This is a genomic window from Sphingorhabdus sp. (assembly GCF_029865925.1).
Classification (GTDB): Bacteria; Pseudomonadota; Alphaproteobacteria; order Sphingomonadales; family Sphingomonadaceae; genus Sphingorhabdus_B.
The window spans coordinates 1-15,894 of record NZ_JARXAI010000097.1 but is presented as its reverse complement, the minus strand read 5'-3'; the positions used below and the strand labels follow the sequence as shown (position 1 = coordinate 15,894).

The window sequence follows — 15,894 nt, the reverse complement described above, 5'->3', positions numbered from 1 at the left end:
ATAAAGTTGAAAAATCGTTAGGGGTCCAGAATGAGAGAAACGAACGATAGCGATGTCCAAATCACCCCGCAGGAAGCTTTGGATTTCCATTCGCAAGGCCGTCCGGGGAAAATCGAAATTGTGGCGACCAAGCCCATGGCAACGCAACGCGACCTGTCGCTCGCCTATTCGCCCGGCGTCGCCGTACCCGTGCAGGCTATTTATGATGACCCGGCCACCGCTTATGATTACACCGCGAAAGGCAATTTGGTTGCAGTAATCTCTAACGGAACCGCGATCCTTGGCATGGGTAATCTGGGCGCGCTAGCGTCAAAACCTGTCATGGAGGGTAAGGCAGTCCTTTTCAAACGCTTCGCTGATGTCGATTCTATCGACATCGAAGTGGACACCGAAGATGCGCAGCGCTTCATTGACGCGGTTGAATTGCTTGAGCCTACTTTTGGCGGCATCAATCTGGAAGACATTGCCGCGCCCGATTGCTTCATCATTGAACAGACTTTGAAAGAGCGGATGAACATCCCGGTCTTTCACGATGACCAGCATGGCACCGCGATTATCGCAACCGCTGGATTGATTAACGCGTGCGAGCTGACCGGTAAGTCACTCAAAGATATAAAGGTTGTATGCAACGGCGCTGGCGCCGCCGCAATTTCCTGTATCGAGTTGTTCAAGAGCATGGGCGTGCCACACGACAATGTCATCATGTGCGACTCAAAGGGTGTCATATATCAAGGCCGCATTGAGGGCATGGACCAATGGAAATCGGCGCATGCCGCAAAGACCACTGCGCGCAGCCTAGCCGAGGCAATCGTCGGCGCTGACGTATTTCTGGGGCTTTCCCGTGCCAATATCTTGACGGCCGATATGATGAAAACCATGGCGGATCAGCCGATCATCTTTGCGATGGCAAACCCCGACCCCGAAATCTCCCCGCCAGTTGCGCGCGCTGCCCGTCCCGACGCAATTGTCGCGACTGGCCGGTCGGATTTCCCCAATCAGGTCAACAATGTCCTGTGTTTCCCCTTCCTGTTCCGTGGCGCGTTGGATGTGCGGGCCACTAGCATAAACGAGGCGATGAAGATTGCAGCGTCGCATGCGTTGGCGCAATTGGCGCGCGAAACTGTGCCGGAAGAAGTGGCAGCGGCCTATGGCGGGCTCATGCACAAATTCGGCCGAGATTATATCATCCCATCACCATTTGATCCGCGTCTGATGGAAATTGTTGCTTCCGCAGTTGCCAAGGCTGCGATGGATTCGGGCGTGGCGCAAAAGCCGATTGCCGATATGGACGCCTATCGCGCCAGCCTGCGTGCACGCCAAAACCCGACCACGTCGGCGCTGACGCAGGTTTATCAAGCCGCGCGCGCGAAACCCAAGCGCGTGATTTTCGCTGAAGCTGAAGAAGATGTCGTGCTGCGCGCTGCCGTCCAGTTCAAACAGGATGGCTACGGCGTGCCGATATTGATTGGCCATGAAGCGCGCGTCACCGAAAACCTGATCGGGCTCGGCGCGAACCCGGACGAATATGAAATCCATAACAGCGGCCAAAGTCCGTTCGTCAATAAAATGGTCGACCGATTGTACGACCGGCTTCAGCGGCGTGGATATTTGCGCCGCGATATTCAGCGGATGGTCAATCGCGACCGCAACATCTTTGGCGCACTGTTGCTGCAAATGGATCAAGCTGATGCCATGATCACGGGCGTTACCCGCACCTTTAGCCAGACACTGGGCGAATTGCGTCGCGTGCTTGACCCGAAAAAGGATGCAGTGCCCTTTGGCATTCACGTCATGGTCGGCAAGACGCACACGACGTTTATTGCCGATACGACAGTGAACGAACGCCCAACTGCGGAAGAATTGGCGCACATCGCCGAAAAGACTGCAGCTGTCGCCCGCCGCATGGGCCATGTGCCGCGCGTGGCGTTCCTGTCATTCTCTACCTTTGGCAACCCTGCCGGAACATGGCTTAACAATATCCGCGACGCCGTTACATTGCTCGACGCCCGTCGGCCCGATTTTGAATATGAAGGCGACATGCCGCCTGACGTTGCCTTAAACCCAGCAGTGATGAAAAATTATCCGTTCTGCCGATTGTCCGGCCCGGCGAATGTTCTGGTCATGCCCGGGCTTCAGTCGGCAAATCTTTCGGCAAAGCTACTGCGCGAATTGGGCGGGGATCAAGTCATTGGTCCGATGCTGCTGGGTATGGAGCGCCAAGTGCAAGTCGCGACCATGGCATCCAGCACAAGCGACCTTGTGACCCTTGCAGTGTTGGCAGCAGCAGGCGTTACGGAGTAGCTCACTAGCAAACCGAAGCTCCGCTTCAGAACGCAAACAGCCTCAGAATGCCGATTTGACGTCGGTCAGGAATTTAATTTAATTCGGGCTGTTCGGCGTCCCGCCTTGACCACCACCGGCACCGACAGCTCCGATATTGCCGAAGATTTCTTCGAAGAAGCTCGTGTCGCGGCCAAGTGTTGGGGTCTTATCGCCTTCGGGGCTGATTTTGGAAATCAGTTCTTTGCCGGTTTGCGACACCGACGCAACATTGCCCGCTTGGTCGAAACGGACCTTGAGCACATATTGATTTTCCGCCACGGGCTGCGAAAATGCCAATTGCTTGGCGTCACGCGAATAATAATACCAGTCATTCTTGTCGAACTGGCCAACAAATGTCGGCCGGCCAAGCGATGCCTGAACCGACTCCTTATTGTCGACACCTGGCTGAACCGAGCTCAGCAACGTTTGGTCGCCAATATATCCTTGATGTGATTTCAAGCGCGTGCACCCCGAAGACAGGGATAAAGCAGCAATCACTGTTGCAAGACTAACAATTTGCGACGCGCGCATAGACTTCTCCGCTTATCCACTAAACTTGGGCCTTTGCCATTGCATCCTTAAGGCGCAATATCAATATGCAATCCCAGATGAATGCCGGATGAGTAAGGATGAAATCGCCGTTATGACATTTTTGAAAAGACTGTTCGGTAACGGGCAACCCGACCCCAAGTTGAAACTTGTTCCATTGTATAACCAGATCGTGGCTAAGGCCCGCGCGCCGCATTGGTATGTTGAGGGGCAGGTGCCCGACAGCCTTGATGGCCGGTTCGATATGGTTGCGACGATATTGTCTCTTGTGCTGCTGCGGCTTGAGGAGGGCAAGGCCTATGCGTTGGACATGGCGCGGCTGACGGAAGTATTTGTCGACGACATGGACGGGCAATTGCGCGAGGTCGGCATTGGCGACATGATTGTCGGAAAACATATTGGCCAGATCATGAGTGCGGTCGGCGGCAGGCTTGGCGCACTGCGTAATGCTATGGCGGACAATAATCTGCTTGATGATGTCATTGTCCGCAACATTTACCGCAGCGTTGCGCCATCACCCGAGGCGCTTGCCCACACACACCAGGGTCTGCTTGATGTCGAGCGGGCGCTGGGCGCACAATTGCCCGATATGATTGTCGAAGGCGACGCCAAATGGTGATGAGCAACGAGTTCAGCCATGTCATCAAACTTTCGGAAGTTGGCAGCCACAGCCGTAATATTCAGTTGTCCGCGGATGAAGATGCCCGCGCTGGTCTGATGGCGCGTTTTGATCTGGCTGCGCTGGGTTCGTTAAAGGCGGAGATATCGCTGGCGCATGATGCGGAAGGGGTTGTGGCCACGGGCCGCTTCACTGCAGATCTCGCGCAATTTTGCATTGCCTCGCATGACCCTGTTCCAGCCCGAATGGATGAGGCGGTCCATATCCGTTTTGTTCCAGAGCCTGTGGTCAATGGCGAGGTTGAGCTTGAGCTTGCGCCAGAGGATTGCGACACGATGTTTCATGATGGCCAGACCATTGACCTGGGCGAAGCCGTTGCTCAATCACTTGGCCTAGCCCTCAACCCCTATCCGCGTAGCCCGGAGGCGGAGAAAATGCTCAAGGCCGCTGGGGTGAAGAGCGAGGAAGATGTTGTTCCGACAGGCGTTTTGGCAGGCCTTAAAGACTTATTGGCGAAAAAATGAGGGGCACGCGCCATGTTTGATGTGGCGCTGCGCCGGTTGCTCGATCCGGCGCTCACCCGCGTTGCAGCGTGGGCCGCTGGCGCGCGCATTTCGGCGAACGCATTGACGATCAGCGGCGCGGGGCTTGGGCTTGGCGCTGCTGTTTGTATCACCCAATCGCATTTCGCAGCGGCATTGGCATTCATAATGCTGAACCGGATTTTCGACGGACTGGATGGCGCGATTGCGCGCATCAATGGGCCGACCGAATTGGGCGGTTATCTCGATATACTCTGCGATTATGTATTTTACCTCTCGGTACCTGTGGCGTTCGCATGGATTGACCCCGCAACCCAAATGCCAGCCTTAATTCTGGTCGCAAGCTTCACGTTAACCGCCGTCAGCTTCTTGGCCTTCGCCGCCATTGCCGCGCGGCAACCCACCGATGGCGGCACACATGGGCCAAAGGCGTTTATCTATTCGACTGGATTGATGGAGGGCGGGGAGACTATCGCCTTTTTCTTGCTATTTTGTCTGTTCCCAGCATATTTCCCGACGCTCGCGATCGTCTTTGCCATGCTGTGTTTGCTGACGGTTTTTCAGCGCATGGTCCTTGCGGCAAAAAGCTTCCGCTAACCGCGCTGCCACCGGAACCAGCGTTCCGCCCATTTCAATAATGCCACAGGCTTGCGCGCGAGGCCAAATTGTCCGGCGGCATATTTGTTCGCTTCCGCCAATGTGGGATAAGGATGAATGGTCTGGAGGATTTTACGCAGGCCCATATTGTGCTTCATCGCAAAGGTGACTTCGGCGAGAATTTCGCCGGCATTCTGGCCAATGATGGTCGCGCCCAAGATCCGGTCACTGCCCTTTGCGGTCAGAATTTTGACAAAACCGTGCGCCTCGCTCTCCGCAATTGCCCGGTCGAGATCATCCAGATCATAGCGCGTGACATCAAAGGACAGGCCCTGCTCTTCCGCTTCAGCTTGGGTGAGGCCCACCGTTGCCAGTTCGGGCTCTGTATAGGTTACGCGTGGCAGGACGCGGTAATCGGTCCGGTATTTTTTGAAGGGGCGAGCAAGCGCGTTGACGCTGGCATACCAGGCTTCATGACTGCCGCCATGGGTGAGCTGCTGACGCCCCGCAACATCGCCGGCGCACAGGATGTGCGGCATGTTGGTGCGCAAAAACACGTCGTTTTCCAACCGACCGTCAACGACCAGCCCAAGTTCTTCTAGGCCGAAACCAGACACGCGCGGCTTGCGCCCAACCGCGATGATGATGTCATCATAAGCGATTGCGGCCTCGCCCTCTGGCCCTGCAACGACCAGCGTCTTGCCCGCTTCAAACCGCAACGCGCGATGCTTGATGCGGATAGAAACGCCTTCCGATGCCAAACGCGCCGTCACCAGGGCGGTGGCATCCGTATCCTCCTTCAACAGCAAGCGGTCCGTCATTTCGACGATGGTCACGTTCGATCCCAGCCGCTGAAATGCCTGCGCAAGCTCGCATCCAATTGGTCCGCCGCCCAAGATGACCAGCCGGTCCGGCACAGCCGCCCGCGTCGCCATTACATCCCACAATGTCTCACTGGTGAGATATCCGCTGTCTTCTACACCAGGTAGCGGCGGGATAAGCGGGGCTGCACCCGTGGCGATGATAAAAGACTTGGCCGTCAACCGCCGCTCGCCGTCAATCTCGACCGTCCAAGGGTCAATGAAGCGCGCATAGCCCTGCACACAGTCGACCCCAAGGCCCGTGAAGCGCTCAACGCTGTCATGTGGCTCAATTGCGGTAATGACATCGCGCACGCGGCGCATGACTGCCGGAAAATCGATACGGGGCGCGCCCACATCAATGCCAAAGCGCGCTGCGTCGGCAATCTGATGTGCGACCTTCGCGCTTTTGATAAGCGCCTTGGATGGGACGCATCCGGTGTTCAGGCAATCGCCGCCCATTTCATGCGCTTCGATTAACGTCACTTTGGCCTTCACCATTGCGGCGATATATGCAGAGACCAAGCCAGCCGAGCCAGAACCAATGACAATGAGGTTGCGGTCAAACCGCTTCGGCTTTTGTACGCGTTCAGGCACGGCCGCGCTTCAATAAGGCGACAATACCCTTTGCCGCCCATGGGAAAAACGCAAGCGCGACGAAGGATGCTATAAGGGCCGGGGACAATAAACCAGCGGGGCTTTCTATCCTGCTGATTTGCGTGCCCGCGTTCACAAACACGATTGTTGCCGGCAACATTCCCAATTGGCTGACCCAGAAAAACGTTGGCGTTTTAATGCGCGTTAAGCCCATCAACAGGTTGATGACAAAAAACGGGAACACAGGAATGAGGCGCAGTGTGAACACATAAAACGCGCCGTCCTTTTGTAGGCCGTCGTCAATCACGCGCAAACGCCCACCAAATTTCCCCTGCACCCAATCGCGCAAGACGAAGCGTGCACTTAGAAATGCCAAAGTTGCGCCAATAGTAGAGGCAAAGGAAACAATGATCGTGCCAACCACGACGCCAAACAATGCGCCGGCAACAAGGCTCATAATCGCCGCGCCGGGAATGGATAGCCCGGTCACCGCAACATACAGGATAAAAAATCCGGTGATGTAGAGGACTGGGTTCGCGTCTTTCGCCTCGACAATGTCTGCTTGGCTCGCTTTAAAGTTTTCGAGGCTGAGAAACTGACCGAGATCAAAAATGAAATAGGCTGCGATCGCGCCAAGGAGGGCAAGGACCAATATCGCTTTTTTCATGTTGGTCCCCGCTCAATCTGCCGTCAATATTACCCCGTGATTAGCGATCAAAACGGGACGTCGTCGTCGAGATCATTGTCGAAATCACCGCCGCCAAAGCCAGATGCTCCGCCAGCACTGCCGCCAGCAGCAGAACCGCCGCCTGACGATCCGCCGCCGCCCCAGCTATCACCGCCGCCGCCTGATCCACCCTTGGGGCCGTCGAGCATCACAAGCTTGCCGTCAAAACCGGCAACCGAAACTTCGGTCGTATACCGGTCATTGCCCGAAGCATCCTGCCACTTGCGCGTGCGCAATTGGCCTTCGATATACACCTTGCTGCCTTTTTTTAAGAAGCGCTCCGCAACGCCGACGAGGCCATCTGAATTGAGCACGACAGAGTGCCATTCGGTGCGCTCTTTTTTCTCGCCCGTTGTGCGGTCCTTCCAATCTTCGGAAGTCGCGATCCGCAAATTGCAGATACGTCCGCCATTCTGGAATGATTTGACCTCAGGGTCTGCGCCCAAGTTGCCGACGATGATGACTTTATTGACGCTTCCCGCCATGTTGCTGCCCTTACATGCAAAAGTTTTCGTTGATCCGCTATAAGCCGAAGGAGCGCGCTGTCCAATATGTTATCCCTGCTGCGGCATATGCCAACGCAAAAAGATAAGTGACCATGAAGATAGGCCATTTCCAGCCATTGGTTTCGCGCCGTGTGACGGCAATTGTGGAGATGCACTGCGGCGCAAAAACAAACCAAGCAAGAAAGGCGAGCGCCGTGGCAAGCGACCAGTCCGCCGCAAGCTTTGGACCAAGGCTTGTTGCCGCGGCGTCGTCATCCGCCGCATCAATAGCATAGACGGTTGCCAGTGCCGAAACCGCAACCTCACGCGCCGCCATTGCCGGAATCAACGCCAATGCAATGTCGTGGTTGAAACCAATGGGCCGGACAATCGGTTCAAGGCCGTCGGCAATACGGCCCGCAACAGAATATTCGACCTGCGAGATATTGCTGCCTTCGGGCGCTTTGGGAAAGCTTAGAAGCGCCCATAAAATGATCGTTGCGGCAAAAATGATCGTCCCTGCACGGCGCAGAAAAACCCATGCGCGCTGCCACAGGTTAAGCGCAATGTCGCTGACCCGTGGCCATTGATAACGCGGCATTTCAATCAGGAAACTGCTCGTTCGGCTTTGCGTCACAAAGCGTTGGATGGCGGATGCCGCCAGCATCGCACCCAAAATCCCTGCAATATAAAGGCCGAACAGGACCAGCCCTTGTAAGCCAATGCCGGGGCCAATATTGGACGCCGGAATGAATGCGCCGATGATAACAGTGTAGACGGGCAGGCGCGCCGAACAGGTCATCAATGGCGAAATAAGAATGGTCGCCAGCCGTTCCTTTTGATCCATGATCGTCCGCGTCGCCATGATGCCCGGAATCGCGCAGGCGAATGACGACAATAAGGGAATGAAACTATGTCCCGAAAGCCCGACCGCCGCCATCAACCGGTCCATAACAAAGGCCGCGCGCGTCATATAGCCCGACGCCTCAAGCAATAATATGAACAGAAACAGAATTAGAATCTGCGGCAAGAAGACGATGACCGAACCAACGCCAGCGATGACCCCATCGGTGAGGAACGACCGCAGAAGTCCGTCAGGCATAGCATTTTTAATGCCATCACTCAGCAAGGCAAAGCCACTTTCGATCCAACCAATCGGCGCCTCGGACCAGCCATAGACCGCCTGAAACATCAGGAACAATAACGCGAGCAAGATGACCACGCCGCCGACCGGATGCAGCAGCACGGCATCGAGCCGGCGTGTCCATTGGCGGCCGGCGGTTTCGTTGATGATGACCGAGCGTGCGATGTCGCGGGCGCGCTGGTTCTGCGCGCCGATGGATATGGCGACCGGCTCTATCGCCGGACTGGGATTATGGAGCGCTTCCTCCAGCTGGATCATCAATGGCTCAAGCCCGCGGCGACGTACAGCAACCGTCTCAATGACGGGCACGCCAAGCGCGCGCGCCAGCTTTTGCGAATCCAGTTGAAGCCCGTCCCGCTCGGCCAAATCAATCATGTTCAATGCGACCACCGTCGGTAGGCCTTGCGCAATCAGTTCAAGCGCAAAGCGCAGATGATTGTCGAGATTGCCCGCGTCGAGCACGATGACCAGCGCATCGGGTCGGCGATGGCCTTGCAAATTGCCTAAGACCACGTCGCGCGTGACGGCTTCGTCGAGGCTGTCGGGACTCAGGCTATAGGCGCCGGGCAAATCGATCATCTCGACCGGACGCCCATCGGCAAAAGTGGCGCGCCCCGATTTACGCTCAACCGTTACGCCTGGATAATTGGCAATTTTCTGTCGCGCGCCGGTCAATGCATTGAACAACGCACTTTTGCCAGCATTGGGGTTACCGACCAAGGCCACCAGCGGCGGCATCTCGGTCATGCCGATAACTCGCAATCAATTGCGGCAGCCACGTTGGTGCGCAAGGCAACAGTCATCCGGCCGACACGCACCGCCAGTGGATCGCGCCACATCAATATGCCCTTGTGCAATGCCTCAATCGCTACGCCGGGTTCAAAGCCGAGCGAACGCAAACGATGCCCTTCCTGATCAGGCAAATCATCCCAATGGATGGTCCGAATGACCGCCATGCGGTTGAGTGGGAGGTGATCAAGTTGCACGCGCGGTATTTGCAACCGATTCGCAATAACATCAATAGAGATTCATCTCACCTTGCAGGATAGCGCAACCGGCCGATGAATCGCGACAGGCTTGGCGTGAATTCCGTGCGTTGCTTGGCCTGATATTTCACCTTTTCAATTTGCATCACATTGTCGATCCGTCGGTCGAGAAACGCGCGGGTATCTGCAAAATTGTCGCTGTCATCATTCACAAAAACGCTCAATGTGCTGGCGTAGACCGCGGACAATGTCATGCGCTTGGTATAATGGTTGAGGTCCGTTGCGGTATCCCCCGCCAGACGCCACATGCGATCCGCCGAACGCCAGCCCATTTTTGCGGACCTGGCTAAATTCTGGGGCATCGCCATGATTGCAAGGGCGCGGCGGAGCGATTCCCGATCGGGCGCCATAATTTCCAGCCGAGTCGCCAGCAAAGCAGTAATGCGGTCGCGGATTTTCATCGCCCCCAATTTGTCGGCTGGCAAGCGGCGGGCGAGCTCCAAGTCCACGCCCTCAATCCAGGCATCGATCATGTCGATCGCTTTACCGTTGAAGGCCAGCATAGCAACGTCGCGGTCAATGCCCATATCATCAGCCGCCGCATGAACGGCGGCGTCGGACCAACCATCAAAACCGGCGTGACGGCCGATGACGGGGGCAAGGGCAACGCGAACTTCGTCAAGCGTCGGGTCGGCAGGGAGAGCATGTTCTGGCATGTTGTCTATGTACGCGTTCGCTGCCCGCAAGAAAAGGGCTATTGCTTTCGCACCAGCACCAAGGCGAGCATAACAAGCGCGCTACCCGTAAAGTCCATCGCCGTAAGCGTCTCGCCAAAGGCCAGCCATCCGGCGGCTGCCGACAAAGCCGGCTGAAGCAACAGGGCTAACCCAATCACCAAAGGGCTAAAATGCGGCAGCGCATAGGTCAGGCAACCTTGGCCGAAAAATTGTGAGGTAAAGGCGAGCAAAACGACTGGCCACCATGCCGTAGGGATGATCTGCTCACCGGCAAAAAGGGCACACGCAAGAAGCACAACCGCCGCAAAGGCGCTTGCCATTCCAAGCGCGCCCCAGCTTTCGGTGTTTTGGCGAACTTTCATCATCGATACCAAATAGACGGTATAGGTAAGCCCAGCCCCAAGCGACAAGAGGTCGCCAGTGAAATGACGTGGCGACAATTCAAGGCTTTGCCCCATCAGCAACGCAGCGCCAAGAAACGCAAAAAGAATGGCAGCGCCTTCCCATCTGGACGGCATTTTGCGCGCGCCAATCACGCCATAAACCACCAGCAACAGGCTGGCGCAATTGGCAAAAATTGTCGCATTGGCCATTTTCGTCTGAAAAATACCGATATGCCACAGGACGATGTCTACACCGAAAAAAACACCCGCGACGATTATTAGCCATAATGTCGAACGACTAACCGTCGCCATGCGGAAACCGAAACGATAGCCGACAGCCAATAAAAACGGCGTTGCGAGGGCCAATCGCCAGAACCCCGTTGCAATCGGCCCACTGTCCGCAAAGCGCACAAGTAGGGGCCCAAAGGCAATCGCGATATTGCCGGCAAGCAATGCAACAAAGGCAAGCAAACTTGGTTTTTGCTGTTGAAAAAACTTTTGCTGCATAAACCCCCGTTGCAATTTGCAACTTTCATCCGCATCTTGGCGACGAAGCGCCTTAATGACAGGAAATCCCGTGACTGCAACTTTGTTCGACCCGATTCAACTCGGTGCCATCTCGGCGCCCAACCGTATACTCATGGCCCCGCTGACACGCGGACGTAGCGAAGGTGAGCATGTGCCTCTGACCGACCTTAAGGCCGAATATTACAGCCAGCGCAGTACCGCCGGCGTCATTATCTCTGAAGCCACCGGCATCAGCCAAGAAGGACTCGGCTGGCCGTCAGCGCCGGGTATTTGGTCGGACGCGCAGGTCGAGGCTTGGAAGCCAGTGACGAAAGCCGTGCACAACGCAGGCGGTCGGATCATCCTGCAAATGTGGCACATGGGCCGCCTGGTGCACCCTGATTTCTTGGGCGGCGCGCAACCGGTGTCGTCTTCGGCCACCACTGCGCCGGGCTTGGCCCATACGCCGCAAGGCAAAAAGGATTACACCGAGGCCCGCGCGCTTGATATCTCCGAATTCCCGCGCATTGTTGCGGATTATGTGCACGCCGCTAAAAATGCGATGGCAGCTGGGTTTGACGGTGTGCAAATTCACGCAGCCAATGGCTATCTGATTGACCAGTTCCTGCGCGACAACACCAATTTCCGGACCGATGATTATGGCGGCGCAATCGAAAACCGCATCCGCCTGTTGCGCGAAGTAACGCAAGCTGTTGTCGATACCGTTGGTTCGGAACGGACATCTGTGCGTTTATCTCCCAATGGCGAAACGCAAGGCGCAGACGACAGCAATCCTGTTGCTTTATTCACCGCTGCCGCTGCGGCCTTGCAAGACATCGGCATTGCCTTCCTTGAGCTGCGCGACCTGAAGCCCCACGGCAGTTTCGGAAAAACCGACGTACCCCGCATCTCACCGGAAATCCGCAAAGTGTTTAAAGGGCCGTTGGTGCTCAACCAAGAATATACCAAGGAGATGGCAGATGCAGATCTCGCCTCAGGCCTTGCAGACGCTATCAGCTTTGGCCGTGCCTATATCAGCAACCCGGACCTTGTGGAGCGGTTGCGCGTTGGCGCGGAACTGACGCCGGATAACTTCAAAACTTGGTATACGCCCGACGGCGAGGGATATACCGACTATCCCTTCCTCGAAAAAACGGACGTATAACGCACATGATCGCGGCGGGGTTTGGCATATATGCAATAGCCATCCCCGCCTTATTGCTTGTGCTGCTGGCGGGCGCCGAGATTGTCTGGCCGCGCCGGAAGTTGGTGCTCGGGCGCAGCCCAAGGTGGCGGACACACGCGTTGTTCTTTGCCACCAATGCCGTTGTTGGACGACTGCTGTCGTTTTTGGTGGTCGTCGGCGTCGCGGCGCATTGGGCGAGTACGCATCATTTCGGCGTGTTGAATCTGATATCGCTCTCCTTTTGGGTTGAGGCAATAATCGCCTTTATCCTCCTTGATCTCGCGGTTTGGTTTCAGCATTTTGCCATGCACCGTTATTCTTTTTTGTGGCGCATACATGCCGTCCACCACGCCGATCGCGATCTGGATGTGACGACCGCGCTGCGGTTTCATCCATTCGAACTGATTATGTCTACATTCTTTAAATCGGCAATTGTCGCGTTGCTTGGCGTGCCGTTGCTTGTGGCTTTGGCGTTTGAATTATGGCTAAACGCCAACGCGCTGTTTAATCACAGCAACATTCGCTTGCCCCGCAAGCTTGACCGCATGTTGCGGGCATTTTTGGTGACGCCTGACATGCATTTGGTTCACCACAGCACTTTAGTTGATGACCAGAAGCATAATTTTGGTTTTGGCCTAACGGCTTGGGACCGCGTGTTCGGCACATATCGCACAGAGTCGATATTGGGTGCCGAAAACCAGAAAATAGGCTTAGCTGAGATTGACGACAGCCGCCCCTCAGGCTTCATTTGGAGCATAAAGCAACCCATAACGCAGCGGAATTCAAGACCGTCTTGACCAGCGGGATTTTCCAGAGCATTTTTAATGCAGGGAGAGTTGAAAATGGCTGGAATACGCAAGATAATATTGAGCACAGTTGCGCTAGTCGCGGTTGGGGCAGGGCTAACCTACGGGTGGCAGCAATATCGTGAAAAACGCGTCATGGACGATTCGCGCGTGGCGCAGATATCCTCCGACAGCGAAGTCACTTCTGGCCCGGCGAGCACGCTGCTTTGGGGCGACACCCATCTCCACACCTCCAATTCCATCGATGCCTTTGGCTTTGGCGTAAAGCTTGGCCCTGAAGAGGCGCTGCGTTTTGCGCGCGGGGAAGTAGTCACGTCGACGGGCGGGCTGAAAGCCAAGCTTGAGCGGCCACTCGATTTTCTAGTGATTGCGGATCACTCTGGCGGCCTTGGCGCGACCAAAGCTCTATACGATTCGCCCGGATTTTTAATCCGCGACCCAACGCTGAAGCGTTGGCACACCGAAATGCACAAGGGGCCAGAGGGCATGCAGCTGGTGACTGGCGAGCTCATTGACCGTGCTGGCCGCAATACCCTTCCCGCTGCGCTGACGAACCCGGAAAGACAACGCAAAACTTCAACCAATATTTGGACAGGTCATAGCACGCTAGTGGAACGCTATAATGAGCCCGGCAAATTCACGGCGTTCATGGGCTTTGAATATACGCTGATGCCCGGTGGTAACAATTTGCACCGCGTAGTCATGTTCCGCGACGGCAAAAGCCGCACCGACAAAGTGCTCCCCTATGATCCCGGCCAGGGCGACACGCCGGTCAGCCAATTGTGGGACTATATGGACAATTATGAAAAGGTCACGGGCGGGAAAGTGCTCGCGATCCCGCATAACAGCAACCTGTCCAATGGCCTGATGTTTGAACTGGTCGGTCCGGACGGCGGCCCAATGACCGCGCAATATGCACGGCGGCGCGCGGCGCGCGAGCCCGTGGCTGAAACCACGCAGATCAAGGGCGACAGTGAATCGCACCCGTTTTTGTCGCCTAACGACGAGTTCTCCGGTTTCGGCACCGCTGGCTGGGACCTTGGCAATTTGACCATGCAGGCCGCGAAGAAGCCACAGGATTATGCGGGTGAGTATATTCGTGAGGCGTTGAAACGCGGCCTTGCAATAGAAGCGCGCACAGGCGTGAACCCATATAAATTCGGCGTCATTGGGTCGACCGATAGTCATACGGGACTTGCAACGGGTGATGAAAACAATTTCTTTGGCAAGCACTCGGGCGGCGAGCCTAACGCCAATCGTGCGTCGCAGGCCCAAAATCTTGGCACCCGGAAAGGGCGTATTGGTTGGCACTATCTTGCAGGTGGCTATGCCGCCGTATGGGCGACCGCCAATACGCGCGCAGCCATTTTCGACGCCATGATGCGACGCGAGGTATACGCCACAACTGGCCCGCGCATGACAGTGCGTTTCTTTGGTGGCTGGGATTATGACGACACGCTGTTTGCAGGCGACTGGGTAAAAGCCGGTTACGCAAAAGGCGTCCCCATGGGCGCGGATCTTAAACCCGGCAATGGCGCGCCAAAGTTCATGATTTCGGCATTGAAAGACCCGATGGGTGCCAATCTCGACCGTGTTCAGGTCGTCAAGGGATGGGTGAACGCATCAGGCGTGCTGCAAGAAAAGGTCTTCGACGTTGTATGGGGCGATGCGGACAAAAGGCAAAAGGGCGCGAATGGCAAAGTACCTGCGGTGGGCGACACCGTGAATATCGCCAAAGCCAGCTACACCAACAGCATTGGCGACCCCGAATTGCGCGCGGTGTGGACTGACCCTGAATTCGACCGCAACATCCGTGCGTTCTATTATGTCCGCGTTATCGAAATTCCGACACCGCGCTGGGTGCTGTTTGATGCCTTGCGTTATGGGGCCAAGCTGCTGCCGGGTACGGAGCTTAAGGCGCAGGAGCGCGCCTATTCTTCACCGATTTGGTATAATCCTAAAAAGAGTTAGCGCAGGCTATTATTCGACATCGATCCCGGCAAGTATCAGGTCGGGATCGGCAGTGCCCATCAAGCGGCGCATCGCGAGCCTAGCCAATCGCTGGGTTTCGGTCTTTCGCCGCGCTGGCGCGACGGGCACCAAAGCTGCTGGCCGGGCGATCTCGGCGTCATAAGCGTCGGCGATAATCAACCCGGCACGTTCGGGCATGAAGGCGTCGCTATGCAGTGGGCCAATGTCGAACCCTGCGGGCACTGCCCAGAAAAAACGGTCGCAATAGTCCAGATATTCGGGCCATTTTTGGTCACCCAAAAGGTCGGCGCGCGAACATTTTATTTCGACAATGATAATCTCACCCTTGATGGTCAGGCCCATCAGGTCAGCTCGGCGATTGTTGCGTAAGCTGACCTCGGGCTGCACCATGATCTGGTTACGTAAAAACAGACGCGAGACGCCGCGCGCAACCGCGGGCGCCCCCGAAAAAGACAAAGTTGTCGAAGCCGAATCCATCATCGGATCTTAGAACAAAACCAGAACATAATAAAGGCCCCATTTAGGGGCTTTATCGTCACGCGTGTTTACCGCACATCAGCGATAAAAAATATGATTGTCGATGCTGCCAATGCGCGTCAGATCCCAGCCCGGCATTACATGACGGGCGTGAAAGAACAGCGCGCCTTCAACGGGGCTTTTCCAGCTGTCGTTTAAAGCGATTTTGCTGATGGCGACAGCCTCCTGCCAGCCTTTGCTGCCGGTCCGGATCGGCGGCATGCCTGCGCCGCGGACAAAAGAGAATTGGCTTTTCTGAAACACAACGCCGCACAAAGTGCTGGGGAAGCGACCCGAATTGGCACGGGCGAGAATGACCCGCGCGACTGCCAACTGGCC

18 protein-coding genes are annotated in these 15,894 nt (G+C 56.1%); 7 read left to right on the top strand and 11 right to left on the bottom strand.

Translation table 11 applies throughout. The features are described 5' to 3' along the window. Positions 1-30 precede the first annotated feature (30 nt). The gene (locus QE270_RS10070) at positions 31-2,301 is read left to right on the top strand and encodes an NADP-dependent malic enzyme (RefSeq protein WP_300038901.1); all 2,271 of its coding nucleotides are present in this window, start codon (positions 31-33) and stop codon (positions 2,299-2,301) included. Positions 2,302-2,379: 78 nt separating this feature from the next. Here the strand turns inward: QE270_RS10070 and QE270_RS10065 are convergent, their stop codons facing one another. After that, entirely contained in the window at positions 2,380-2,781 is a 402-nt protein-coding gene (locus QE270_RS10065) for an outer membrane protein assembly factor BamE (RefSeq protein ID WP_300038898.1), read from the bottom strand. A 160-nt stretch (positions 2,782-2,941) separates the two neighbouring features. Here QE270_RS10065 and QE270_RS10060 point away from each other — a divergent pair, with 160 nt between their 5' ends. The 3 genes from QE270_RS10060 to QE270_RS10050 are packed head-to-tail and all read left to right on the top strand — an operon-like array spanning position 2,942 to position 4,629. After that, a complete protein-coding gene (locus QE270_RS10060; RefSeq protein WP_300038895.1) occupies positions 2,942-3,490 on the top strand; it encodes a ubiquinol-cytochrome C chaperone family protein in 549 nt (182 codons plus the stop codon). Then, a complete protein-coding gene (locus QE270_RS10055) occupies positions 3,490-4,014 on the top strand; it encodes a YceD family protein (protein ID WP_300038892.1) in 525 nt (174 codons plus the stop codon). The genes QE270_RS10060 and QE270_RS10055 overlap by 1 nt, the downstream gene beginning before the upstream one ends. A gap of 12 nt (positions 4,015-4,026) precedes the next feature. After that, on the top strand, positions 4,027-4,629 hold the full coding sequence (locus QE270_RS10050) for a CDP-alcohol phosphatidyltransferase family protein (protein ID WP_300038889.1): 603 nt from the start codon (positions 4,027-4,029) through the stop codon (positions 4,627-4,629). Here the strand turns inward: QE270_RS10050 and QE270_RS10045 are convergent. The 7 genes from QE270_RS10045 to QE270_RS10015 are packed head-to-tail and all read right to left on the bottom strand — an operon-like array spanning position 4,626 to position 11,055. After that, positions 4,626-6,086, bottom strand: coding sequence for an FAD-dependent oxidoreductase (locus QE270_RS10045; RefSeq protein ID WP_300038886.1), 1,461 nt, complete (start codon positions 6,084-6,086; stop codon positions 4,626-4,628). The two genes, QE270_RS10050 and QE270_RS10045, sit on opposite strands and share 4 nt — an antisense overlap. Beyond that, positions 6,079-6,753, bottom strand: a complete 675-nt coding sequence (locus QE270_RS10040) for a TVP38/TMEM64 family protein (RefSeq protein ID WP_300038883.1) — start codon at positions 6,751-6,753, stop codon at positions 6,079-6,081. The genes QE270_RS10045 and QE270_RS10040 overlap by 8 nt, the downstream gene beginning before the upstream one ends. A gap of 47 nt (positions 6,754-6,800) precedes the next feature. Then, a complete protein-coding gene (ssb, locus tag QE270_RS10035; RefSeq protein ID WP_300038880.1) occupies positions 6,801-7,298 on the bottom strand; it encodes a single-stranded DNA-binding protein in 498 nt (165 codons plus the stop codon). 37 nt (positions 7,299-7,335) lie between these two features. Continuing rightward, positions 7,336-9,189, bottom strand: a complete 1,854-nt coding sequence (locus QE270_RS10030; protein ID WP_300038877.1) for a ferrous iron transporter B — start codon at positions 9,187-9,189, stop codon at positions 7,336-7,338. Continuing rightward, on the bottom strand, positions 9,186-9,428 hold the full coding sequence (locus tag QE270_RS10025) for a FeoA family protein (RefSeq protein WP_300038874.1): 243 nt from the start codon (positions 9,426-9,428) through the stop codon (positions 9,186-9,188). The genes QE270_RS10030 and QE270_RS10025 overlap by 4 nt, the downstream gene beginning before the upstream one ends. A gap of 47 nt (positions 9,429-9,475) precedes the next feature. Beyond that, a complete protein-coding gene (locus tag QE270_RS10020; RefSeq protein WP_300038871.1) occupies positions 9,476-10,144 on the bottom strand; it encodes a COQ9 family protein in 669 nt (222 codons plus the stop codon). A gap of 38 nt (positions 10,145-10,182) precedes the next feature. Next, positions 10,183-11,055, bottom strand: a complete 873-nt coding sequence (locus QE270_RS10015; RefSeq protein WP_300038868.1) for a DMT family transporter — start codon at positions 11,053-11,055, stop codon at positions 10,183-10,185. 55 nt (positions 11,056-11,110) lie between these two features. Here QE270_RS10015 and QE270_RS10010 point away from each other — a divergent pair, with 55 nt between their 5' ends. Continuing rightward, entirely contained in the window at positions 11,111-12,220 is a 1,110-nt protein-coding gene (locus tag QE270_RS10010; protein ID WP_300038865.1) for an alkene reductase, read from the top strand. Between the two features lie 50 nt (positions 12,221-12,270). Here QE270_RS10010 and QE270_RS10005 read toward each other — a convergent pair whose 3' ends face one another. Then, entirely contained in the window at positions 12,271-12,633 is a 363-nt protein-coding gene (locus QE270_RS10005) for a hypothetical protein (RefSeq protein ID WP_300038987.1), read from the bottom strand. Between QE270_RS10005 and QE270_RS10000 the strand changes: the two genes are divergently transcribed. Together QE270_RS10000 and QE270_RS09995 are read left to right on the top strand one after the other, a co-directional pair. Beyond that, positions 12,547-13,038 (top strand): sterol desaturase family protein, encoded by a 492-nt coding sequence (locus QE270_RS10000; protein ID WP_300038977.1) that lies wholly within the window; start codon positions 12,547-12,549, stop codon positions 13,036-13,038. The genes QE270_RS10005 and QE270_RS10000 overlap by 87 nt on opposite strands. Before the next feature lie 45 nt (positions 13,039-13,083). Continuing rightward, positions 13,084-15,018 (top strand): DUF3604 domain-containing protein, encoded by a 1,935-nt coding sequence (locus tag QE270_RS09995; protein ID WP_300038862.1) that lies wholly within the window; start codon positions 13,084-13,086, stop codon positions 15,016-15,018. Between the two features lie 9 nt (positions 15,019-15,027). On the opposite strand, the gene QE270_RS09990 is transcribed toward QE270_RS09995, so the two are convergent. Together QE270_RS09990 and QE270_RS09985 are read right to left on the bottom strand one after the other, a co-directional pair. Further along, positions 15,028-15,516 carry an MmcB family DNA repair protein gene (locus QE270_RS09990; RefSeq protein ID WP_300038974.1) on the bottom strand — a complete coding sequence of 163 codons (489 nt, stop codon included), beginning with the start codon at positions 15,514-15,516 and terminating at the stop codon, positions 15,028-15,030. Between the two features lie 78 nt (positions 15,517-15,594). Further along, positions 15,595-15,894: cell wall hydrolase (locus QE270_RS09985; RefSeq protein ID WP_300038859.1), on the bottom strand; the 300-nt coding region annotated here is incomplete at its 5' end.